This window comes from Providencia sp. wls1914 (genome assembly GCF_009706645.1).
In the GTDB taxonomy this organism is placed as follows: domain Bacteria; phylum Pseudomonadota; class Gammaproteobacteria; order Enterobacterales; family Enterobacteriaceae; genus Providencia; species Providencia zhijiangensis.
This window is the reverse complement of sequence record NZ_WLUN01000003.1, coordinates 58,314-80,928: the sequence shown is the minus strand read 5'-3', so window position 1 is coordinate 80,928 and position 22,615 is coordinate 58,314. Positions and strand designations below refer to the sequence as shown.

General features: G+C 40.8%; 19 protein-coding genes and 2 pseudogenes. 12 read left to right on the top strand and 9 right to left on the bottom strand.

The genetic code is table 11. From position 1 onward, the window contains the following. Positions 1 to 104: 104 nt before the first annotated feature. The 4 genes and pseudogenes from GKR74_RS01225 to GKR74_RS01210 form a co-directional block, all read left to right on the top strand. Positions 105 to 758, top strand: a pseudogene (locus GKR74_RS01225) (heavy metal response regulator transcription factor); the annotation flags it as partial. Positions 759 to 772: 14 nt separating this feature from the next. Continuing rightward, positions 773 to 2,134 carry a heavy metal sensor histidine kinase gene (locus GKR74_RS01220; protein WP_154602184.1) on the top strand — a complete coding sequence of 454 codons (1,362 nt, stop codon included), beginning with the start codon at positions 773 to 775 and terminating at the stop codon, positions 2,132 to 2,134. 109 nt (positions 2,135 to 2,243) lie between these two features. Beyond that, entirely contained in the window at positions 2,244 to 3,251 is a 1,008-nt protein-coding gene (gene msrP, locus GKR74_RS01215; RefSeq protein ID WP_154602183.1) for a protein-methionine-sulfoxide reductase catalytic subunit MsrP, read from the top strand. Next, positions 3,251 to 3,859, top strand: a complete 609-nt coding sequence (locus tag GKR74_RS01210) for a protein-methionine-sulfoxide reductase heme-binding subunit MsrQ (RefSeq protein WP_154602182.1) — start codon at positions 3,251 to 3,253, stop codon at positions 3,857 to 3,859. The genes msrP and GKR74_RS01210 overlap by 1 nt, the downstream gene beginning before the upstream one ends. A gap of 40 nt (positions 3,860 to 3,899) precedes the next feature. On the opposite strand, the pseudogene dmsD reads toward GKR74_RS01210, so the two are convergent. The 4 genes and pseudogenes from dmsD to dmsA all read right to left on the bottom strand — a co-directional run. Further along, positions 3,900 to 4,511: pseudogene (gene dmsD / locus GKR74_RS01205) on the bottom strand (Tat proofreading chaperone DmsD); the annotation flags it as partial. Positions 4,512 to 4,619: 108 nt separating this feature from the next. Continuing rightward, complete coding sequence (locus GKR74_RS01200) at positions 4,620 to 5,477, bottom strand: DmsC/YnfH family molybdoenzyme membrane anchor subunit (protein ID WP_154602180.1); 858 nt, start codon at positions 5,475 to 5,477, stop codon at positions 4,620 to 4,622. A gap of 1 nt (position 5,478) precedes the next feature. Further along, positions 5,479 to 6,096, bottom strand: coding sequence for a DMSO/selenate family reductase complex B subunit (locus tag GKR74_RS01195; protein WP_154602179.1), 618 nt, complete (start codon positions 6,094 to 6,096; stop codon positions 5,479 to 5,481). A gap of 11 nt (positions 6,097 to 6,107) precedes the next feature. After that, positions 6,108 to 8,552: a dimethylsulfoxide reductase subunit A gene (gene dmsA, locus GKR74_RS01190; protein WP_154602178.1), complete on the bottom strand. Its 2,445-nt coding sequence runs from the start codon at positions 8,550 to 8,552 to the stop codon at positions 6,108 to 6,110. A 693-nt stretch (positions 8,553 to 9,245) separates the two neighbouring features. Here dmsA and GKR74_RS01185 point away from each other — a divergent pair. Continuing rightward, positions 9,246 to 9,578 (top strand): helix-turn-helix domain-containing protein, encoded by a 333-nt coding sequence (locus GKR74_RS01185; protein ID WP_051422597.1) that lies wholly within the window; start codon positions 9,246 to 9,248, stop codon positions 9,576 to 9,578. Positions 9,579 to 9,636: 58 nt separating this feature from the next. On the opposite strand, the gene GKR74_RS01180 is transcribed toward GKR74_RS01185, so the two are convergent. Both GKR74_RS01180 and GKR74_RS01175 read right to left on the bottom strand, forming a co-directional pair. Then, entirely contained in the window at positions 9,637 to 10,098 is a 462-nt protein-coding gene (locus GKR74_RS01180; RefSeq protein ID WP_154602177.1) for a hypothetical protein, read from the bottom strand. Positions 10,099 to 10,103: 5 nt separating this feature from the next. Next, positions 10,104 to 11,009: a winged helix-turn-helix domain-containing protein gene (locus GKR74_RS01175; RefSeq protein WP_195848745.1), complete on the bottom strand. Its 906-nt coding sequence runs from the start codon at positions 11,007 to 11,009 to the stop codon at positions 10,104 to 10,106. 428 nt (positions 11,010 to 11,437) lie between these two features. On the opposite strand from GKR74_RS01175, the gene GKR74_RS01170 reads away from it, so the two are divergent. The 7 genes from GKR74_RS01170 (at position 11,438) to GKR74_RS01140 (ending at position 17,731) form a co-directional block, all read left to right on the top strand. Beyond that, positions 11,438 to 11,956, top strand: a complete 519-nt coding sequence (locus GKR74_RS01170) for a fimbrial protein (protein ID WP_036950387.1) — start codon at positions 11,438 to 11,440, stop codon at positions 11,954 to 11,956. Positions 11,957 to 12,022: 66 nt separating this feature from the next. Next, positions 12,023 to 14,398, top strand: a complete 2,376-nt coding sequence (pefC, locus tag GKR74_RS01165; RefSeq protein ID WP_154602175.1) for a PefC/AfrB family outer membrane usher protein — start codon at positions 12,023 to 12,025, stop codon at positions 14,396 to 14,398. Next, positions 14,391 to 15,059 (top strand): fimbrial chaperone, encoded by a 669-nt coding sequence (locus GKR74_RS01160; protein ID WP_154602174.1) that lies wholly within the window; start codon positions 14,391 to 14,393, stop codon positions 15,057 to 15,059. Before pefC ends, GKR74_RS01160 begins: the two co-directional genes overlap by 8 nt. 10 nt (positions 15,060 to 15,069) lie before the next feature. Then, positions 15,070 to 16,080: a fimbrial protein gene (locus tag GKR74_RS01155; RefSeq protein WP_154602173.1), complete on the top strand. Its 1,011-nt coding sequence runs from the start codon at positions 15,070 to 15,072 to the stop codon at positions 16,078 to 16,080. Between the two features lie 10 nt (positions 16,081 to 16,090). Then, positions 16,091 to 16,621 carry a spore coat protein U domain-containing protein gene (locus GKR74_RS01150; protein ID WP_154602172.1) on the top strand — a complete coding sequence of 177 codons (531 nt, stop codon included), beginning with the start codon at positions 16,091 to 16,093 and terminating at the stop codon, positions 16,619 to 16,621. An 11-nt stretch (positions 16,622 to 16,632) separates the two neighbouring features. Then, the gene (locus GKR74_RS01145; RefSeq protein ID WP_154602171.1) at positions 16,633 to 17,181 is read left to right on the top strand and encodes a fimbrial protein; all 549 of its coding nucleotides are present in this window, start codon (positions 16,633 to 16,635) and stop codon (positions 17,179 to 17,181) included. A 13-nt stretch (positions 17,182 to 17,194) separates the two neighbouring features. Further along, positions 17,195 to 17,731 (top strand): fimbrial protein, encoded by a 537-nt coding sequence (locus GKR74_RS01140; protein ID WP_154602170.1) that lies wholly within the window; start codon positions 17,195 to 17,197, stop codon positions 17,729 to 17,731. Between the two features lie 6 nt (positions 17,732 to 17,737). Here the strand turns inward: GKR74_RS01140 and GKR74_RS01135 are convergent, their stop codons facing one another. The 3 genes from GKR74_RS01135 to GKR74_RS01125 form a co-directional block, all read right to left on the bottom strand. Then, complete coding sequence (locus tag GKR74_RS01135; RefSeq protein ID WP_154602169.1) at positions 17,738 to 18,415, bottom strand: fimbrial protein; 678 nt, start codon at positions 18,413 to 18,415, stop codon at positions 17,738 to 17,740. 71 nt (positions 18,416 to 18,486) lie between these two features. After that, positions 18,487 to 20,097 (bottom strand): fimbrial protein, encoded by a 1,611-nt coding sequence (locus tag GKR74_RS01130; protein WP_154602168.1) that lies wholly within the window; start codon positions 20,095 to 20,097, stop codon positions 18,487 to 18,489. A gap of 13 nt (positions 20,098 to 20,110) precedes the next feature. Further along, on the bottom strand, positions 20,111 to 22,606 hold the full coding sequence (locus GKR74_RS01125) for a TcfC E-set like domain-containing protein (protein WP_154602167.1): 2,496 nt from the start codon (positions 22,604 to 22,606) through the stop codon (positions 20,111 to 20,113). Between the last annotated feature and the right edge of the window lie 9 nt (positions 22,607 to 22,615).

The window sequence follows — 22,615 nt, the reverse complement described above, 5'->3', positions numbered from 1 at the left end:
TATCTTCATTTGCCTCATTTTTATTGCTAAACCCCAGACTGTTTCTTTACAGTAAAAGTTTCTTTAAGATGAATTAAGTCAAATAAAACGATTGCTGGGTTTCCATGAGAATACTATTAATTGAAGATCACCTTAAAACCCAAGGCTGGGTTAAAAATGGCTTAGAAGAAGCGGGTTTTCTAGTGGATGTGGCGAATGATGGTCGTGATGGTCTCTACTTTGCTTTAGAAAACAATTATCAATTGGTAATTCTCGATATCATGCTGCCGGGTATGAGTGGCTGGGATATTTTAAAAATCTTACGCACCGCCAAAAGCATTCCCGTTATTTGCCTCACCGCACGGGATGCCGTAGATGATCGTATTAAAGGCTTAGAGCTCGGTGCCAATGACTACCTTGTGAAGCCATTTTCATTTTCTGAATTATTAGCACGCGTTAAAAACCAACTCAAAGTGAATCAGCCAACCTCGACAACCATGACAATTGCGGATTTAAAGATAGATCTAACCCGTCATGATGTTGAGCGCGGAGGAAAGAAAATCATCTTAACCCGCCAAGAATTTTCTCTGTTGCTGTTTTTCGTGCTGCATAGCGATGAAATTTTACCTAGAACCTTAATTGCCAGCGAAGTTTGGGGCATCGATTTTGACAGTGATACCAATATCATCGATGTCGCCATCCGTCGATTGAGAAAGAAAATTGATGATGAGTTTGAAGTTAAGCTTATCGAAACCATTCGAGGGATGGGATACCGCTTAAATAGGCCAATAGAATGAAAAAAAAGTCGCTACGCTTTAAACTTATTTCCCTGTTTATCATTCTGATGGTCGCTAATGCTGGCATCGTGACATGGGTTTTGTATCACTCGCTAAAAAATGAGCTGTCAGAACAAGACAATAATTTGCTAGTAAATCGCGCAGAGCAACTCGCTAAGTTAATTTCGGGTGGCATTGATATCAAAACGCTGCCGATGTATTTCCAAAGTATGATGGACATGCGCCAAGATTTGATCCAAATTTCTGATGCGAGTGGGCACATACTCGTCGCGACTAACAGCGAACTTCTGGATACCCAACCGCTGCGGTTAGTGAACCTTGAGCAGCTCAATATCCATGCAATCAACCATTGGCAAACCGCACAAAGCATTCCTATCTCCGCGGTCTATTTCGCCATGAACTCACCATTAGGGCAGCTCCATGTGGTACTCGGTAAAGTTTCCGTCGACCGCAGCGGGGTATTAACCCGATATTTAACCCAAAGCATGCTGGTGTCTGCTCTCTCAATATTGTTGATGGGATTACTGAGTTTATGGTTACTGAAAAAAGGGCTCTCCGATATTCAATCACTGAGCCAGATCACGATCAAAACAGACGTTCATGCACTGAATGATCCGATCGATATTGATCAGCTTCCACAAGAGTTAAAAGAGCTGGGCGAATCAATGAATACCATGCGCCAACGGCTAAAACATGACTTTGTTAAACTAACCCAGTTCGCCGATGACTTAGCGCATGAGCTAAGAACGCCCATTAATGCCATTCGAGTGCAAAATGAAATTACGCTCCAGCGTTCCCGCAATGTGAGCGAATATGAAGAGGTCATCATTAGCAATATTGAAGAGCTCGATAAGCTGGCACAGATGATCCAAAGCACATTATTTATTGCTCGCGCTGAAAATAAAAACATTACGTTAAATCGAGAAAATCTCTCAATCTCGGGATTAGTGAATGAGATTTATGAACTATTTTCGGCTTATGCAGAAGAGAAGCAGATTACGCTTTATTGTGAGCCTTCAACCCTCACACTTGATGCTGATCCGGTATTACTCAGCCGTGTATTCATGAATGTTATCGCTAATGCGATTAAATACTCTCACCCAAATACTCGCGTGGTCACCCAAATCATTGAGCTTCCCCAGCAACGAGAAATCCGCATCACTAACCAAGGGAACCCCCTACAAAATAGCGAGGAAATTTTCACTCGTTTTTGGCGCGGAGATAATGCCAGAACCTCGGAGGGAACTGGGTTGGGGCTGGCAATTGTCAAAGCGATTGTTGAACTGCATGGCGGTTCGGTTAGTTTTGAACACGAAGCAGGTACCAGCACCATTACGCTAACGTTTCCTACAATCTAAAATTTTCTACAATTAAGTAAGATGACAAATTTGTCATCTTACTGTCAGCCACTTTTATCACGCATTCGGTATAACTGATTTCATTCTTCTTTTTGCTATGGAGCGCACAATGAAAAAGTTACCTAAAATCCCCGATTCTCAAATCACGGATGAATCCATTTTCTTTATGAAGCGCCGGCAGCTACTCAAAGCCTTAGGTGTGGGAGCGGCAGGTTTAACCGTTGCAGCGACAGCAAATGCGGGCTTATTTTCTTGGCTAAGTGACGATGCACCAGAGACGCCCGTGACGCCAAGAAAAGCCCTCACATTTATTCAACCTGAAGAATTTCAGCCATCGTTAACCCTGACGCCCGAAGATAAAGTGACTGGCTATAATAACTTTTATGAGTTTGGGCTAGGAAAATCAGACCCAGCTGAAAACGCGCATACCCTCATTACCGACGAATGGACGGTCACCATCGATGGGGAAGTGAATCGTCCTTTGACCCTGAATTTAGATGATATCAACGCCAAGTTTCCCCTAGAGGAGCGTATTTATCGTATGCGCTGCGTCGAAGCTTGGTCGATGGTTATTCCTTGGGTCGGTTTTCCGCTAGCCAAATTATTGGCATTGGTGGAACCCACCAGCAAAGCCAAATATGTCGCCTTTGAAACTCGTTATGCTCCCGAACAAATGCCGGGACAAAAAAGCCGTTATATCGGTGGTGGCTTGCCCTATCCCTATGTTGAAGGACTGCGTTTGGATGAGGCCATGAATCCGCTAACCTTACTTGCCACTGGCGTATATGGAAAAACATTACCCAATCAAAATGGCGCCCCGATCCGCTTGGTTGTTCCTTGGAAATATGGCTTTAAAGGAATTAAGTCTATCGTCAAAATTCGCCTAACTGAGCAGATGCCAGACACCACATGGAACCTATCCGCGCCCAGTGAATATGGTTTTTTTGCCAATGTGAACCCGCAAGTTGATCATCCTCGTTGGTCACAAGCGACCGAGCGTTTTATTGGCGCAGGGGGTTTAGGTCAAGTGACCCGACAGCCTACTTTGCTGTTTAATGGATATGGTGACCAAGTCGCAAACTTGTATCAGGGGATGGACTTACGGAGATACTTTTAATGCCCCAAGAAAACAGGCTATTAGTGAGATTAACCAAAGGAGGCTTTCATCTTATTGCTCTGCTTCCTTTGGTATGGCTGGTTTTTTTAATTGATACTCAGCGACTTGGCGCTGATCCCGCTAAAGACATCCAACATTTTACGGGAATAGCCACTTTGCGCTTGCTCGTCGTTATCGCATTGATCCCCGTTATTGCTAAATTATTGCGATTTACCACGTTGTTTCAGACACGAAAATTACTGGGATTATGGTGTTTTTTCTGGGCTGTACTGCACTTGAGTAGCTATTTATTACTGGAGATTGGCGTCAATAATTTATCACTCTTTTTCGAGGAGGTTTTTTCGCGGGTCTACTTAGTGATTGGCGCCACGGCTTGGCTATGCTTATTTTTGATGGCGGTGAGTTCATTCAACCGCATACGAATCAGCCTAGGCGTATGGTGGAAAAGAATTCACATGCTGCTTTACCCAACGCTATTACTCGCGCTTTGCCACTATGCTTTGTCATTAAAAACTCTAACGCCTGAGCCAATTATTTACTTAGTGTTAGTGGGCGCTGCTTTTGCTTATCGTGTTTGGAGCCAACAAAAACAGCCGATCAAACTTTAGAATAAATTGGCGATCCCCAAGATCGCCAATTTATTAATCAGCGATAAAAAATCAGTTTTTTATCCGCTTCAATATTCATCGAATCCTGCCAAGCCACCAGCGTTAAATGCGCCAGCTTACTCAGCCCCACATAAAATGGAGAATCGCCTTTTTCCTGCATTTTGTCTAAATACAGCAAGCCCCATGGCAAAATATGTTTCCCTAATAATTCAGAAAGATTTTCAGGTTGATGTTCCGCTACCCAAGCCACCATCATCATCAATAAACCAAAATGGTCTTCGGGTTCATTTTGCGTTAAGTGAATATCAATTTGGTTGACTTGCATCCACTCACGAAGTTGCAAAGTAGACTCGCCAAACAGCACATTTTCTTTATCAAGCCAGACTGAACCCCACGGTGGAGAAGGAAGCGCATAAGGGCCAATAAAGAGGCGTTGGTAGGCTTCATCAAGGGTTTCATCATCACGTTGCATTGTCGCCATCTCTGCGGCGATCCCTTGTTTTTGCTCTTCAGAGCCATAATGCCAGTCTGCTACCCACTCACCGGATACCAATAATTCGATAATGTCGGGCACTTGGTCAGGGGAATAATAGAATGCCGCACCAAGGATCCGAGCTGTCACAGAAACATCATTTAAAGCGAGTTCGTTCATGGTGTGTAATCCACTGTTCATGTGTTATTTGTTGTTTTGCTTATTATTGATAAAAATTCTTGGGAACGAAAGGCTTAGCAGAAGGTTGCTAAGCCTTTGTAGTGATGATTAGTTAACGGCCATGCCCACGGTCATATGCAGACCATAGAACACACCTCGTCCAACAATCTCGCCCGCCAACACTAACAGGGTACCGATGCCCAAGTTAATAACGGATGGATTACGTTTCGCGATTAACGGCATGACCCAGCAACCCAGCCCCATCGCTACGGCAACAATCTTAATATCCATTAAGAAGCCGTAATCAGGCACTAAATCCGTTGCTTTTTGTACTGCGGTTTCAATGCTCGCCAAGTCAAACCCTTGGGAAATTGCCGCAGCTGCACTCACTAATAATGCTATCGCACTCAATGCCGGGAGACGACGGATACATTGCAGGTCAAACCCAGCCACACGCAATAACAGCGCGGCTAAGATAGGCCCACCCAAGAATGCCGTTAGCACGAAGTTGATCATGGTGTAGCTGTTATTCCATGTTGGTACCGTTGGGATTTGGTACACACGGGAAGTTGCCACCACAAAGATAGCCGCCAGAACAGCCACCACCACTAACCATAATTTACCTAGCGCAGCCGGCATTTTATTTAACACTGCCAACAACCAATATAAGCCACCAAAGGCAAAGAAGATTGCACCACTGGCAATTTCATTACTCAGTGAAGAAGCCCCTAAGCGGTTGAAGGCATTAAATGCACGCAATGGGGTACCCATGTGCATCGTGGATAATAAGAAACCAATTCCCATTAACCCCCACAGACCGAACATGCTGTAATGCACTTTGCGGTTAAGTTCAGGGGATAGTTTCCCACTTAACAAAACCGCTGCCATCACAATAAATGCACCCGCAACACTTTGACCAATAACCGTGAAAAACATCAATGGCCATTCATGAATTCCCGCGCCCATATTAAACTTCCTCCGGGTTAGCCAGATGACCCGTGGTATCACCGACAGGTTTGCTATTGGCATTCAATTTTAAAACGATATTTGGATGAGTATATTCAGCCGATGGTAATGGTGCGATTTCCGCTAAATCACCATATTTGGCGCGTAGCTCTTCTATCGGCGCCATATCCAATGCGCGTAATGGGCAAGATTCCACACAGATTGGTTTTTTGCCTCCTGCAACACGCTCATAGCAACCATCGCACTTGGTCATATGACCTTTGACTTGGTCAAACTGAGGCGCACCGTAAGGGCATGCCATGCTGCAATAGCGGCAACCAATACAGACTTCTTCATCCACCACCACAAACCCATCTTCGCGTTTGTGCATCGCACCACTTGGACACACTTTGGCACATGCTGGGTCATCACAGTGGTTACACGAAATAGACAGGTAATAGGCGAAAACATTCTGCCCATAAACGCCATCTTGCTCAGTCCAATCACCCCCCGCGTATTCATAAATACGGCGGAAATTCACTTCTGGAGATAAATTTTTAAAGTCTTTGCAGGCTAACTCACAGGTTTTGCAGCCAGTGCAACGACTTGAATCGATATAAAAACCATATTGCGTTGACATATCTGGCATCCTTAAGCTTTCACAACTTCAACAAGATTAGAGTGTGATGGGTTCCCTTTCGCCAATGGCGATGGACGCTGCGTGGTCAACACGTTAATGCTGCCCGCATGGTCAATACGGTTACCATCAGGGTCATACCATGCACCCTCACCCAAACCAACCACACCCGGTAAAATTCGTGGGGTGACTTTGACTTTGACACGCACTTCGCCTCGGTCATTGTATACGCGGACTAAATCCCCATGTTTCAGGGAGCGTTTCGCCGCATCTTGTGGGTTGATCCATAACTCTTGAGGACAAGCCGCTTTCAATACATCCACGTTGCCATAGGTTGAGTGGGTACGTGATTTATAGTGGAAGCCCGTCAACTGTAATGGGAATTTCTCCATTAATGGATCGCCATACTGCTCAAACCCAACGGAATAGACTGGCAATGGATGGATAACATCACCTTCTTCCAGCTCCCATGAATTTTGCAGCTCCGCTAATTGCGCAGAATAGATCTCGATTTTTCCTGATGGCGTGGTCAATGGGTTCGCAATTGGGTCTTCACGGAAACTTTGATAAGCCACATGGTGACCTTTAGGATCACGTTTTTTGAAGATACCTTGCTCACGGAATTCTTCGAACGTTGGCAGCTCAGGTAATGCAGCGCGAGATTGTTCGTATAAATGGCGCAGCCACTCTTCTTGGGTACGATTTTCAGTGAACTGCTCACCGACACCCATGCGTTTGGCAATTTCGCTGGTCATTTCATAGATATTGCGGCTTTCAAAACGCGGTTTGATAGCTTGGTCAGCAAAAATAACGTAGGACATATTCCCCGCAGAAGCATCCATACAGAAATCCATTTGCTCAGATGCAGTGCAGTCTGGCAGTAAGATATCGGCATATTTTGCCGAGGCGGTCATGTGGTTATCAATCACCACAATCATTTCGCACTTCGATTCGTCTTGCAGGATATCGTGGGTACGGTTGATTTCTGAATGTTGGTTAACTAAACAGTTACCTGCGTAGTTCCATACCATTTTAATTGGCACATCCAATTTGTCTTTACCACGAACACCATCACGAGTAGCGGTCATTTCAGGGCCACGTAAAATGGCGTCAGTCCACATAAACATGGAAATGCTGGTTTGCACTGGGTTAGTCAAAGTCGGCATACGCACGAATGGAATGCTGTAAGAACCTTCACGAGCCCCCGTGTTACCGCCATGAATACCGATGTTACCGGTTAAAATCGCCAGCATTGAGATAGCGCGAGAGGTCAACTCACCATTCGAACGACGCTGAGGGCCCCAACCTTGCACAATATACGCCGGTTTTGCGGTACCGATTTCACGGGCTAATTTCACAATGCGATCTGCCGGAATACCGGTGATGGATGCCGCCCATTCTGGCGTTTTCGCTTGACCGTCAGGACCATCACCCAGAATATAAGCTTTGTAGTGCGCATTTTTGGGCGCGCCAGCTGGCATGGTGGTTTCATCATAACCCACGCAATATTTATCTAAGAATGGCTTATCCACTAAGTCTTCTTTGATCATCACATACGCAATGGCGTTAACCAGCGCCGCATCAGTACCCGGACGAATTGGGATCCATTCATCTTCACGTCCTGCACCTGTATCGGTGTAGCGTGGATCGATGATGATCATTTTTGCGTTAGATTTTTCGCGAGCTTGTTCAACATAGTAAGTGACCCCACCGCCGCTCATACGCGTTTCGCCAGGGTTGTTACCAAACATCACGACTAATTTAGCGTTTTCGATATCTGATGGGCTATTACCGTCTGCCCAGCCACCAAAGGTGTAATTCAGGCCTGCCGCAATTTGTGCGGTACTGTAGTCGCCATAATGATTTAAATAACCACCACAGCAGTTCATGAGACGCGCAATTAAAGTCGCACCCGGTGGCCATGATTTTGTCATAGTGCCGCCAAGGGTACCTGTACCATAGTTCAGGTAGATGGACTCATTACCATAATCTTTAATTAAGCGCTTCATGTTGTCGGCAATAGCGTCGAAAGCTTCTTCCCAACTAATGCGCTTAAATTTACCTTCACCGCGTTTGCCTACACGCATCATTGGGTAGCGCAGACGGTCTGGGTTATAGACGCGGCGGCGCATAGAGCGGCCACGTAAACATGCACGGACTTGATGCAGTTCTTCATACACGTCATTACCCGTATTATCGGTTTCGACGTATTTGATTTCGCCATCTACAACATGCATACGCAGTGGGCAACGGCTTCCACAGTTAACTGTACACGCACTCCAAACAACTTTTTCATTCCCTGATGGTGTCGATGTTTTTTGCTCTGTTTCCGCTGAAGCGCTAAACGGAAGAGAAAATCCTCCCGCTGCGGCGGCTAAACCTGTCACGGCGCCCGCTTTCACAAAGCCGCGACGGCTAAGAGGAGCAAAAACAGCAGCTTTCTCTTTTATATTGGCCATATATAACTCGCTCACTTAAATTGCAATTGCTTAAAATAATAAGAAGTTTTTTCGCTAAAATTTTTTTCGTTAAAACAATGGAATTAAAAAACGTAGTTTGTGTGCCATTAGCGATAAAACCACCAGCCACATAATTAGAGGTAATTAGAATTTTTGATTGAGTTAATAATATCAATCGGGGAATTTGAGAGATTGTCTTACATCAATAAACACATTGATAATCAACATCATCAATGTGTTTATGCCGCTTCATTCGCGGTTTATTTCACCTATTCGTTATATAATTAAATACATAAAAAAGAGATTTATAATATATAACTGTCTATATTCAAATGATTATCCAAAAATAACACTCTCAAAGCTTTATTATTTTCTGATTATTTTTTATCGATATTCTAGCGAGGAGATCCACGGTTTAAAAAACATCATATTGTACAAATTATTGTGATATCGCTAACGACAGACAATAATGCAAATGAGATTGGTTTTCGTTATTATCTAAGGCTATTTCTCATTCAAAATACTCATTTTGCTTTTAATTAAGGAAATATAAAAACTTAATTTTTTAATAAAGAAACCCCCTAACCACATAAAAAACCTAGATTAAAAGACTAAAAACTATTTGATTTTTAATTTGGTTTACACCCCTCGATGGAAATACAACAATTATAATTCCATCACGTAAGAGGACATATGATGAGTGAACACCTTTCCTTTGAAAGCACGCAAGCCTATAAATTACCCATTCAAGATATTAGCTTTTACTTTGCCGGAGAGAATGAAGCTCAAATAAACAATTTAATCGGGCACTATATAAGAAAAAAAAGAAAAGAACTGGGTTTGACTGGAAGCCAAATCGCTAGCCGTGTTGGTGTCAGTCAGCAACAGTTTTCACGGTATGAGGTAGGGATCAGCAATATCACATTACCGAGATTATTTTTAATTATTAGCAAACTTGACATGGATATTGAGACATTCCTCAACGACCTTGTCATGATCGTTAAACGACTACATACACAGGATTAAAGAGGTAGTGATAGATAATCTCTTTATTGGACAGATTATCTATCACGCTCATATTTAATCATTTGCAATAAAAAGCATACATATCATTGGTGAAAAAGATATACCCACCACTCTTCTGAGGATAGAGAAAGATATCCATATCTAGGTTAGGGTCCAAATAAGACTGAGATAAATATTTTTCTAACTCCGAAGAATCTGTATTATCCGAATTCAATAGAATATTTTTCTTGGATTTGATTTTAAGGCTATCGCCGATCTTTATAATATCGATATAAACCTTTCTTGCTACCTCACTCTCAATACCATTTTGGCTAAACTTACCCTTTAAATTCACCCACCCTTCATGATCGCCTAAGGTATAAGAAATGCTCAAAGAAAGTTTCATATTGTCTTCAATAGAAATAGTCCTAAATGATGAACGACAAATAATGTCATCTGACTTATTAACCTGGTATACCGCAATAGAAGAAAAAATAATTGCTAATGTATAAACAACAGCTTTCAAAATACTTTTTTTCATTTTTATTATCCAGCCCAATCCATGATGTAATACGAAACACATTCATTATCTTTTAACGAAAATGAATCTAACTCTCTGATGCAATAAATGATTGACAATTTATTAGTGAAATTTCGTCTTATCACATACATATATTGATAATCATCAAATGACTTTGAAATAATTTCATCTGAGAGAAATTTAGATAAGTTCGGATTTAAATCCATCTGCTTATTACAGAGTATTATTTTACTTTTAATTTCTCCACAATGAGTATAGTTTGATAAGCTACTACTTTTTTTTTGAAAATCGATATAGCTAAAAAAAATTGTTGTCATCAATACAATTAGAACTAGCATAATGATTGTTCTTTTCACTTCACGACTTGAGAAACTGAGCCACACATTCTTTTTTTTAATATACCCAGAGGGATATTTCGGAGGAGTATTTATGCTAATTTTTTTATGGTTCTCTACTTTTTCCACTTTAGGAATATGGATTTTTTCTATTTTCCCATCATATTTTCTATCAATTTTGTGCTTATTTCTAAACCTACTACTATTTACATTATTTATCGACGAGTTAAGAATATGTATATCATCAACAAGCCTATACCCTCTTTTAGGAATATTCTTTATTATCTCAAAATTATTTTCCAGTTCACTAAATGCTTTTCGTAACAACAAAATGTTTTGATAAAACGTATTGATTGTCACAAACTTCTTTTTTTCACCCCAACCCGCACTAAATAGCTCATCTTGTGAAATAACTTCATTATCTCCATCTACCTTATTTTTTATTAAAAATAAAAGAATATTCGCAGCTGGCGTTAGGACTTTACGTTTATCTCCATTAAGTATGTATGTGATTTTCTTATTGGTGTAGTCAAACTCAAACTTGTCATTAATTATATATTTTATACTCGATTTCATAATTTCATTCTTTATTAATATAGTAAAACATCGCCACACTATACTACCCATACGAGTGAACCGAAAATTGAAATAAATCATAAAAATCTAAAATAAATTTGAAGGTTTTATTGAGTTTTTCAGCATCGATAAATCACAACACATTGTTAATAATGAATATTTTTAGAATTCCATATAAATAAAAATACTTAAGTAGTTTATTTAGTTTATCCAGCTGAAGAGTGAGGGTATTCTGCATCCCAGAACGAGAAGGCTCCAAAACATTCATCTCTTAATGATGAAAATGATTTCTATTATCTATCATTTCGCCAGCACAACAGTTCCTTGCATTAAAAATGGAGAAATTTAAATTTGAATTTTTGGATATACATATCCAGAGATTTTTAATGCACATTATTAAATATAAATACTCTTATGAGGATGATTAAATGAAAAAGATGTTATTACCTTTAATTTGTAGCAGCGTATTACTTAGTGGTGCTGCATTTGCAAATACAGGGGAAGTACAATTTATTGGAGCGGTAACTTCTGCAACTTGTGATATTGATACCGAAGTCGGTGGATTAGTTAAATCTACAATTGATTTAGGCAAAATGACAACAGCAGATACCAATGGTGACTACGTTGAATTTAGTTTAGTTCCACGTACTGACGAATGTTTGAAAAAAACTAATGGTCAAGTAGGTTGGCAAAGCGCTGGATTTACTAATTCAGGTCTTGCAAATATGAAAGGAACAGCAAATGGTGTTTCTATTCAATTAACCGCAATGAACTCAACCACACCAAATCAAGATGTAACTTATAACAGCCAAACAGTTGATTTTGGTAATGGAACAGATGCTATTGGAAATATGAATTTCAAAGCAAGAATGCTGGCAACAACAGGTCAAACAGTTACCGAAGGTACCATCATTTCTACTGCGACTTATGCAGTGGCATATAAATAATTAGTTTTATATTTTTAAATTAAGGGTCTTTGACCCTTATTACCGCTTACAAATAGTGATGGATATATGCGTTTAAAATCGGTCAATGCTTTTATATTATCCCTGTTGGTAAGTCCATTTTTTGTATATGCAAACTTGAATATGGATTTCTTGCATGGAGGAGTTCAATCTCAGGCAGCAAGTATTTTTGATGATAGTGTTAAATACCCAGAAGGTCACTATATTGTAGAGGTGATTTTTAATCGCCATCCAATGGGAAGAAAAGAATTAATTATATTAACCAAAGATAGAGAAAACCTTTGTTTAAATACCTCATGGATAAATGAACTTTCATTACCTATTAATTTAGCTTTATTTGAAAATGACTTCGATGCAGAAAGAAACTGCTACAACTTAGGTCATTATCCTGGTGTTCAAATTGACTTTGATAATGCAAAACAAGTTTTGACTTTTAATATTCCACAAGTCGCCTTAGATAATTCAAAAAACCAACAAGAATGGGATTATGGAATACCAGGGATCAAAGTTAACTATTCCGGGTATGTCTCTAAAACAACATCCGCTAATACCCAAATTTATGGGGATTTCGACTTATATTCTAATTTTGGTCGATGGGTAGGTTACGTCCGCAGTAGTTATCTTAAAAATTCAGGAACCGAGACTTCGGAAGCAACCATTTCAACTGCCATGAAGTCTATACAGGGAAGTTTTATCGCTGGTAAAACAATAACATCAATGACGATGTTGCCTAACTTTGTGTTTTACGGAATGGCGTTACGTTCAGAAAAAAATATGCGCCCATGGGAAATGCGAGGTTATGCCCCCGTCATTTCAGGTGTGGTCAGTTCGAATGCAAAAATTACCATTTCACAAAATGGATACGTTCTTAGCTCTCAAGTCGTTCCTGCAGGTGCATATCAATTAAATGATATTTCACCCGTCAGTAATGGTGATTTGACCATTACTGTTGAAGAAGATAACGGAACCAAAACCGTAAGATATGTGCCAGTTGCCACGCTCCCATCATTATTACGAGCCAATGAGATGGATTACAACCTCGTCATTGGTGAGCGGGAGCTAACTGGAAAGCGTGAAAGCCATCCATTCCTTTTGGGTGCTCTTGATTATGGGTTTACGTATTTTACGTTGCAAACAGCGGGAATTTTACACAGTGATTATCAAAGTGCTGGAATTGGTCTGAGTAAAGAGTTTGGTCAATTTGGTGCCGTCTCTTTTAACGTGAATGCTGCCAACAGCAATTTTCAAAAACAGACTCCCACATCACCTGATGCCAAGCAATCAGGGATAAGTTATATGCTGAAGTATGCTAATTCACTGTCGAATACGACTAACTTACAGCTTTTAACTTACCGTTATACAGGCAAAGAGTACGTTGATTTTAATGAGTTTAACCAAAATGCGCTGTACCAAAGAAGTAATCGTAAAGAGCGCTATGAAACCATTATTTCTCAAAATTTTGATAACAGCTTTATCAGCCTGTCGGGATGGGTACAAACCTACCGTAATCGTATCTGCAATGAAGTCGGCGCTAACGTGACTTATAACACTGCCTTCAAAGGTATCGACTTTTCGGTATCCGCTGATTATCAGAAATTAAATGACCATGACCGAGATAATTATGCCATCTCCGTCGGTGTGAATATTCCGTTTAGTGTGTTTGATAAAAACCATTTTTGGACGAACTCAGTGAGTTATGACCGTGATAATAAAGCTAATTTTAACTCCGGTATCGCAGGAAACATTAATGAAAAAGTGAACTACAGCGTGAATACCAGCAAAGATCGTGATAGTTGGTCAAACTCTGCTTACTTTGGATTTAACCAAGATTGGATTAATACAGGTGTGGCGATTGCCCAAAACCAGCATCAAACCACAGGCTCTATCAATGCCTCCGGTAGCTTGCTTGCCACGCAACAAACCGGCTTATTTTTAACCAATGTGCGACAAGATACTGTCGCCATCGCCAACATTAAGAATATCGGAAATATTGTTTTTAATGATTCACCGCCTACGGATAGACATGGAAATACCGTCATTGGTGTATCTCCTTATATTGAAAATAATTTAAAAATCAATACTGAGGAAGTTCCGAACAACGTTGAGTTACTCGATTCGGTACAACGTGTTGTTCCAACAGATAAAGCCATTGTTTATCGCGAGTTCAAATACTCAACCATACATCGATACATTTTGAGACTGAAAAAGAAAAACGGTGAGTTTGTGTCTGCGGGTAGCACTGCTCGAACAGAAAATAACGACTATGTGGGATTTGTCTCCAATGGCGGTGTTTTGCTGTTGAATTTATTAAGTCAGCCTAATGCCATTTTCATTACCTCCTCAAATGATGAGGTATGCACCTTAAATATGAATGGGGTAAAACCCAATGAAAACCAAATCATGGAGATCGAATGCAATGATTAAGCTCATATCCAAACTCGCTATCTTGCCATTTTTGTTAACCTGTTTTAATGCCTATTCCGCATTCACACTGAATGGCACTCGATTTATCTATGATGAAGGTCGTAAAAATATTGCGGTTGAAATTAAGAATAATAGCGAAAAAGCCTATGGTGGGCAGGTCTGGATCGATAACCTCAAAGGGGATGATGTTTTCTTTGTTCCCGCGCCTAACTTATTTAAAGTCGCAGCCAATGAAAAACAGCTTGTTCGCTTAATTTATATTAATGACATACTGCCAAAGGATAGAGAGTCACTGTTTTGGCTTAATGTTCAAGAAATCCCGCCGGTTGCATCTGCGGAAGAGGGCAATGTCCTTGCTGTGGCATTAAATACGCAAGTTAAGCTAATTTATCGCCCTAAAATCCTTGCAGAAAACCGTGAAGATGCAGAAAAAAATATCACGTATAGCGGCTCAACTCTGAAGAACCCAACACCTTATTACTTTGCACTCACACAAGTTTCCATCAACAACAAACCGCTGTCTTTATCCGCGGATGTTGAACGCTCAATTAGCTTATTCCCGCCTTTCAGCGAGATGGATTTACAGCGCCCGTTATCCGGTAAAGTCACCGTTGAAGCCATTGATGACTACGGTGCTCGACGTGTGATCGAACTTCAATAAGGACATCATCATGGCAAAAAAAGGGGTTTACCTTGGAATATTGATGTTCTTCTTCGCGCTAGATGCTAGTGCCGCTAGATGCCAAAACATCTCTATTAAATATTCATTTCCAGCACAAATCGACGTGACGAACAAAAAAGTTGGTGATCAACTCTATACTTTTGGCGCCCCTGGTGTCCCATTAACTTTAGCAGGGCAATGCTTACGAGCTTCAAGTGGCGCGGGAAATACAACCGGAAACTTTATTTATATTGTTGATAAATATGGCGCATCACCAAATGATTGCCCAAATGGTGGAACCGTCGATAAAAACTCATCTGATGGAATTTTAAGATTTCGATCAACAGGAAGCTGTAGTAATAGTGCTTGGATACTGGTTTTAGACTACAAAACTAGTGGAACGGGCTATACCAATTTAGCCAATGCTGGCGGAGGAACAGACTCCGGCACCGTTTACTTACAGAAAATCCCCCCTGTCGGGAAAACGGTTGTTAACCCTACTTACATGTTAACCAAAAAATTCTATTCACGAATTGGTAATAACAGCCGTACGTTGATGTCAGAGAGTGTCGCTTTCAGTGCGCCAACATCGATGACCCTCGTCAATAACGCATCCTGTGCTGTTTCAGTCAACGATGTGGATTTTGGTAACCAAACGGCAAGTTCAGTTAACGCAAAATCTGTTGCCGGTAAAACTATCAACGTCGCATTTACCTGTAATGCGGTGCTACCCGCCTATACCTTAAGTTTTTCAGGGAAGGATGGCGTCAACAATGCTGCAAATGGAATTATCAATGTGAAAAGTAATCCATCCGTTGGTTATCAATTCACATGGGGCAATAGTGCATTTAAACCTGTAAATAGTGCCGTCGTTATCAATGGCGCCGCTATTGCGCCAAACACTAAGCCAACAACAGCAAACTTCACCATTCCAATTACCGTCAAACCCGTTCCGTTAACGACTCAAACGGCAGTGGGGGCAGCTAATACCGCCTTGACCATTAATGTAAAACTAAACTAACAGGATTTTTATGATCAAGAGATCTCTATTCCTTTGTGCTGCATCGTTATTTTCTATTTATGCTAATGCAACAAGCTTTGCGACCAACGTAACGGGTGGGACAGTAACCTCGAATATTAATATGACGGTCAAGGCTTCTTGTGCCGCTTCAGTAGCAGATATCGACTTTGGCGAGCAATCTGTCAGTGACATTAAAAATGGCAAAGTGGTTGAAAAACCGATGACTATTGCAATCACTTGTGATGCAACTTTAGCATCTTATACGATGGCATTAACCTCGGCTGATGGCGTTGATGCCACAAAAAGTATTTTGAAGACCAAACAAAATACCACTGTAGGTTATCAGTTGACATGGAAGACCGCTGAAATGGCTCCGATCAATACTCCTGTTTTGGTTGATGGCGTTGCCAAAGCCCCTGTCACGAAACCCACAACACCTAACGTATCCATTCCTATTAACGTAAAACCCGTTTTACTTGGTACGACGGGTTCACCAGGAGCCGCCAGTACAGCATTAAATATTAATTTAACATTCAACTAGTTGAGGTGACTATGCGCAAATCTATTTTGCTCATCAGCGTATTGATTTTTACGCATATCAATAGCTATGGAGCACTCACCAAACAATCATCCATGGTTGGTCAAGAACTGGCATCGCAAATTAGGATGAGTGTGAAAATTGCCACTTGCCTGCCAGCAACGATCGATAATATTGCTTTTGGTGCATTGGATAGCGCAACTGTTTTATCTGGCGAAATAGAGGGACATACCACGCTATCATTAGATTGCTCAGGAACCATAGTTCCACAACGTGTTTCACTATTATTTGAACCCGCTACCCCTCATTTAACCATGGGGGCATCTGGCTATATTGGTTCCGTTAACAACACGCTTGGTTATGTAGTCGCATGGGAAGATAGCCAAGTTGGAGACATTGACGCAGGTGTGCCGATGGGAAAAGAGCTTTTACTTAAAAAGCCCACAGCCTCATTAATGAAAGTGAAACTGAAAGTAAAACCTATTGCATTACCCATTGGTAGCAATAGTGTGACTCTAGGCAGTGGGAGCACCCACATTACAATCAAAATAAAATACCTTTAATGTGAGCGAATTGATGAATAAAACACTTCCCTTCTGCTTTCTTTTCATGCTGATGAGTAGCTACCCTTTACATACCGTTGCCGATGAAATTTTACCCGACACGGTTCTGACCATCTCGCTAGATATCGTCAACATCACTTGCGATATTAATGATGGGAAAGGCTTCAATAAAATTGTCGATTTCGATGTGATCAATGAAACCGATTTACTTGCAGGAAAGCAACCCGCTGTAAAAACGCAATTTATTGTGGATTGCAATAAAAGTGGCTTTAAGCCTAATAATATAGATATTAAGGTTCATCCCGGGGCTCAAGGGGCTCTGAATAATGGTGTTGGTGGTGAGTTGAAAACCAATTTATCTGGTGTTGGAATTTATTTATCCTGGATGGACAAGAGTCCTATTGATTTATCTGGAAAAAACAAACGATTCAGTGCTAATGGTAATAACCAATTTGATATTAGCTTTTTTGCCAAGCCATATGCTCAATCACCAAGTGTCGAAAAAGGTATTATGAAAAGCAGTGTTATTATTAGTGCGCTCTACAAGTAATAACGATTACTCACAGTTACCCACGGCATAATATTTATCAAAAATCACAATGTACTTGCGGCTTTTCTTGGTTAAACGCGCATCTTGATACGTTTGATTAGGTAGCAAGTAAAGGACGTAAGGCTCGGTATCATCCTCTGCATTGCAATTGTTATGCAGCAGCACTCTAAAATAGGTATTCCCTGTATTTTTTAACACACCTGCATTTTGGTCGAGCGTATATTTAAAATCAGGCTGTTTGGGTCTCACGACGAAGTACGTTTCTAAACTGACCGTTGGGTAAAATAGCGGCTGTTTGCGTTGCTCATGATCATTTTGCATTTCAAGTGGCGTTTCACTAATGATGATTTTGTAATAGCGCTCTTGGTTATCCACGGTTCCGCGATAAAAAATTTTAAAGAATTCCTGCTCTCCTGGTAATAAAATTTTCTTCAGTGGGGTAAAGATAATTTCCCCATTATGAATAGCTCGCCCTTGTTCATGGCTGCCTGGTTTATCAATTTGATACGCACTAAAGCTGTATAAATTGGTCTTTTTCGTATCGTTAATATAGGGCTTAGAAAAAAATTCTTTCTCGGAATCCATCGAAGAAATATCCGAGCTAATGTATAGCGCGTTAGCACTATGATTGAAGGAAATCATCACAAAAAAAAGTAAGAATTTCAGCAAAGAATTTAATTTCATGTTTAACCTGTTAATGCTGAAGAAAAAGGCGACTTAAGATTAAATAAATCGCCTCAAAAAATGGGTCATATTTAATGAATATCGGGGCCTGTCCAGATGGCTTTTACCGTCACGGTACCACTTGCCGAAACTGTCCCTAGCCAGTCAATTCCATCTAGCGTAAAGAATGAATTCGCTTCATTCATTGGAAATGATAAGTCTAAATTTGTGCGATAAAACGAACCTAAATCTTCATTCGGTTTTGCCCACGGCGTCTCTTCCCATAACGCATTTTTGAGGGAGATTTCATTGCTATCGCAGCTAGCTCGGTAAGACTCTAAGCTTCCCGTGTAATTTTTAAATGATAAATACGCTGAAAACGGCACTTTGAATTTGTCATCATTGGAACTAAACAAGCAGTACGATTGCCCTTTTAGCGTGGTACTTGGGCCTTCTACTTTGGCGGTGATAGAGTCTGCCTGCCTTGGTCCACTGGTCGTCACAATATAATTAAATTCAATTGGCGGCTCTTCATTTCCCACTTTCCCGGTTTTAGATTGGTTCGGGTTAAAGTCGGCAGGGATAATACTGATCCCATAATCCCGCGGTTTAAGAATAATAGTATTGGACGGTGTAAATTCGTAATAACCCGATTGAGGTACCGCTGAGTTGGTAAATGAGAATGTAAAAAACTCTTGGCTATTTTTAAAATCAACATTCGACGACACCAACCGCTTCAAAAACGTATTGGATAGAAATATCGATACATTCTTATTGTTGCCTTTAAAATAATAGCTCGCTGGATACGTTGTATTGTAATAATACCAGCTATTACTCCCGTCATCAGGGCCAATCAATATCGTGTTAGCCGCGGGTACAAACGGAATCAATGTATTATTAACTTTTAAACTCAACATAATATTGGCGAAAATCTCCCCCTTTGTCTCATGGTCAACAACTTGGCAGATAATCCCATTTTGACTTAATACGATACCGATTCTGCAAAATTGAGAGCCTAATCCCAAGGTTGGATTTCCATTACTATCTATAAATATCTCTTGCAACGCTCCCGTTGAAGTCAGCTTTATATGCCCAGATTTAGTAATATTAAATTCATGGGATGCGATAATCTGCCCACCGACACTTTGGCAAGACTCACCTTTGCTTGGGTTATAGTCCGTTTTTGTCATACAAGATCTATAGCTATAACTTTCGACGGTTCCCACAGGTAACTTAAGGAAATATTGGTAGGCAGAGTCGCTGAAGATCCCCCTCGCATAGTAAGATTCCCCATTAATATTACTTTGCACTATCTTGTAAGCGCCATCTTTCCCAATGTATTGCGCAGGCCAATAACCACTGTCGTCATTGCAATATCCTCGCATACACCGATTCCCAGTAAATGGTCTATCTATCTGAGAATTTTCTAACCAAATATCAACAAATTGGTTTGCTTGAATAGACGTATTCACATACCCCATATAGCCCAAACTAAGCTGTAGCGATTTTGAGTAACGCGTATATTTGTTAGCCCCCGAAAAACGCGGGTCGGTTGTTCTCGGTGTAATGAAATATTCGTCATCAACGTTATTTTCAATAAAAACATAGCTGTTAGTTACAGTGACAGCGTGCGTTGCTGCGCTGAATAAAAAATTCAAAATAACAGGGGCAATTATGAATATAAGAAATCTATTTCTCTTCATCGTTAAATTCTCATTATCTTTTCGCATAACTAGATTGCGGCTCACAAGTCACCTCACCTACCCATAAAGCACCGCGTGCTCCTTGTAGGTTTAAATCGGCTTCGCAGATCGTTTTCTCATCTTCTTGCAATAACGAGATCACCGGATACCGCACATCAACGTCCATGGAGAATTCCCCATTTTTATCGGTTTTTGTTCGCCCAATATGGTTACGAATCGAGGCATATTTTATGTATTCACCATCTGGTGATTTAAGCCGTCCAAACACCGTGACCAACTGACGAACTTCGGGTTGATAAAACGCGATATTGCCCGGATACAGCGTGACGGATTTATTGCGTCCAGAGACAATGTCAAAACTGTCTTTTGACTTCCCGTCGTTCATTAACTGGATGTCGTAATCTGAATATGGTGACAATGGAATAAAGGTATTTTTTCCGCTGATTGGGTAATTTTGCCCATTCACCTTCGCCACCATGCTACCGGCACCTTGAATCTCAGAATTAATAATTACCCCTGATTTTCCTTGGTTGCCGCTTGGTGTGATCATGCCATTGCTGTAAGCCACCGATCCGCGAGAAGTTAAGTTACCGTTCAGTCGGTCGCTATCCGGTCGGTTAATCGTGACGGTGCCCGAGTTATATTTCATGTCATAAGAGGCGTAGGCCAGCGTCGAAAAATCCGAAGCGCCATTATCTTTATCACGCACTAACTTAGAGACCGAAATTCCCGCATTGGTGATCGGCGAGTTTTCAAAACTTTTGTTGGCGTAAATATTGGCTTTCATATTGCCATTCGTGGAAGATACGCCCGTGCTTAACCACGTAGACAGCGGTAATGAGAAATCTAAATTCACATATTTTTCGTTAGTACTGTTTTGATTATCATAGTGATAACGCTGTACACCGGCTCTGAGCCCAACCGTTCCATAGCGCCCAGAAAACAGCGTATTCGCATATTCGTAGTTAATTGAATCACTGCCTACGCGACGGTCTTTGGTATTACTGATCGTGAATGAACCCGTTCTATCAATAATCTTGTCGAAGTTAACTGTCGCGCCATAGGAATAGTTATCCGCATCGTAAAGCGGTAAATCCCCTTCAATCACTGTTCGTTCTCGTGATGCCCAAAAAGAGCCATAACCGTCAGGAATACTGACAGAAATCGTACCAATGTTGCGATGGCTGCCGTGATTCTCCAGCATGCCCTGCCAAGAAATCGAGATATAGTTATTAATCGACGCGTTGATGCTCGTTTCTTGAACTAGGAATTTATCAAAACCATAGTTTGACATCTGAAAGCGTATACCTGACAGCACTGGGAAGTTATAGGCAAATGAAGCTCCTGCTAAATAGCTTTTCTCAGGGGCTTGGCTATGACGACCTTCTCCACGAGCATAATTTCTTTTATCGAAATCAACATAGCCCCCGTACATTTCCCAATTCAGTTTGTCGAAGTTTCCTCCGATTGCCCCTAAGGATTTATTAATTGTCTGGTTTTGAGTGGTGACCACTTTCCCATCGACAACCGTTTCGATAGTGACATCATAGATACCAAAAGGCAGCATACTGGTATCGACTTCAAAGTTACCCATTGGGAAGTTTTGGATGTTAAGAAGCTTACCTTGGCGATAAATACGAACTTCACCAGGGCTATTTAAGAAGGCATAAATAGGGGTCAGTGACTGCTGTTTATTGTTGACGACACTCTCGGAGTTATTTCCGATAGTGACCGCATAAATTTTACTACTGCTCAACGCGGTTAAGCTGGCAATGGATTGTAAATTCCACGTACTCATTAAACCCAATGCGACACGCAGCCCATTAAAGTCACGCTCATACATCGCTCGGTATAATTCAACACTTGCATTGGATTTACCGATGCTATAAGCCGACGCATTAATATTAAAATGGTGTTCTGCTGCAGCAAATAACGCGTCTAAATTAAAATAACTACTGGAGCTATTTTGTGCATTTTTTACCTGACTTTGGAATACACCTAAATCATAGTTTGCCACTGCCGAAAGTGAATTAACGGATGAATCCCCTAATACAGAATGCCTTGCGTGGGTTTTCGGTGCAAAAGCGGCTTTATCAACATCTAATGATAAATTAAATGACGAAATATTTAATTTCAGCGCCGCATTATTGTCGATAACAATACCGTTGTTATCATCAAAAATGGCATCTTGTTTATTTTCAATTTTATCAACCAGCAAACTATTCAGTTGAGGACCTTGCGTACTGTCAATGAGGTGAATACTCGATAACTTAATTTTACCTTGGTCAATGACAATAACTGCATCCGCGATTTTATCTTCGCTTTGGTTTTTTTTAGCATCATCACTTAATCGTAGAAAAACAGGCACAGACATTCCTTCTTCCAATGCACTCACAAATGCCGGAGGAATAATGTAGCCACCAATTTTAATACTCTTCATCTCACTGGCATGAATGGTGTTTGAAAAAAAAATGCTTAATATTGATAAAGCAATAACACTCTTACGCATGATTAAAGT

What these genes read in the sequence shown, in the direction of transcription:
- GKR74_RS01145 (WP_154602171.1), top strand. Translation starts at nt 16,633, where the DNA reads ATGCGCAAATCTATTTTGCTCATCAGCGTATTGATTTTTACGCATATC.
- dmsA (WP_154602178.1), bottom strand. Translation starts at nt 8,552, where the DNA reads ATGGCCAATATAAAAGAGAAAGCTGCTGTTTTTGCTCCTCTTAGCCGT.
- GKR74_RS01125 (WP_154602167.1), bottom strand. Translation starts at nt 22,606, where the DNA reads ATGCGTAAGAGTGTTATTGCTTTATCAATATTAAGCATTTTTTTTTCA.
- msrP (WP_154602183.1), top strand. Translation starts at nt 2,244, where the DNA reads ATGAAAAAGTTACCTAAAATCCCCGATTCTCAAATCACGGATGAATCC.
- GKR74_RS01210 (WP_154602182.1), top strand. Translation starts at nt 3,251, where the DNA reads ATGCCCCAAGAAAACAGGCTATTAGTGAGATTAACCAAAGGAGGCTTT.
- GKR74_RS01185 (WP_051422597.1), top strand. Translation starts at nt 9,246, where the DNA reads ATGATGAGTGAACACCTTTCCTTTGAAAGCACGCAAGCCTATAAATTA.
- GKR74_RS01195 (WP_154602179.1), bottom strand. Translation starts at nt 6,096, where the DNA reads ATGTCAACGCAATATGGTTTTTATATCGATTCAAGTCGTTGCACTGGC.
- GKR74_RS01150 (WP_154602172.1), top strand. Translation starts at nt 16,091, where the DNA reads ATGATCAAGAGATCTCTATTCCTTTGTGCTGCATCGTTATTTTCTATT.
- GKR74_RS01130 (WP_154602168.1), bottom strand. Translation starts at nt 20,097, where the DNA reads ATGAAGAGAAATAGATTTCTTATATTCATAATTGCCCCTGTTATTTTG.
- GKR74_RS01200 (WP_154602180.1), bottom strand. Translation starts at nt 5,477, where the DNA reads ATGGGCGCGGGAATTCATGAATGGCCATTGATGTTTTTCACGGTTATT.
- GKR74_RS01140 (WP_154602170.1), top strand. Translation starts at nt 17,195, where the DNA reads ATGAATAAAACACTTCCCTTCTGCTTTCTTTTCATGCTGATGAGTAGC.
- GKR74_RS01135 (WP_154602169.1), bottom strand. Translation starts at nt 18,415, where the DNA reads ATGAAATTAAATTCTTTGCTGAAATTCTTACTTTTTTTTGTGATGATT.
- GKR74_RS01180 (WP_154602177.1), bottom strand. Translation starts at nt 10,098, where the DNA reads ATGAAAAAAAGTATTTTGAAAGCTGTTGTTTATACATTAGCAATTATT.
- GKR74_RS01155 (WP_154602173.1), top strand. Translation starts at nt 15,070, where the DNA reads ATGGCAAAAAAAGGGGTTTACCTTGGAATATTGATGTTCTTCTTCGCG.
- GKR74_RS01170 (WP_036950387.1), top strand. Translation starts at nt 11,438, where the DNA reads ATGAAAAAGATGTTATTACCTTTAATTTGTAGCAGCGTATTACTTAGT.
- GKR74_RS01160 (WP_154602174.1), top strand. Translation starts at nt 14,391, where the DNA reads ATGATTAAGCTCATATCCAAACTCGCTATCTTGCCATTTTTGTTAACC.
- pefC (WP_154602175.1), top strand. Translation starts at nt 12,023, where the DNA reads ATGCGTTTAAAATCGGTCAATGCTTTTATATTATCCCTGTTGGTAAGT.
- GKR74_RS01175 (WP_195848745.1), bottom strand. Translation starts at nt 11,009, where the DNA reads ATGAAATCGAGTATAAAATATATAATTAATGACAAGTTTGAGTTTGAC.
- GKR74_RS01220 (WP_154602184.1), top strand. Translation starts at nt 773, where the DNA reads ATGAAAAAAAAGTCGCTACGCTTTAAACTTATTTCCCTGTTTATCATT.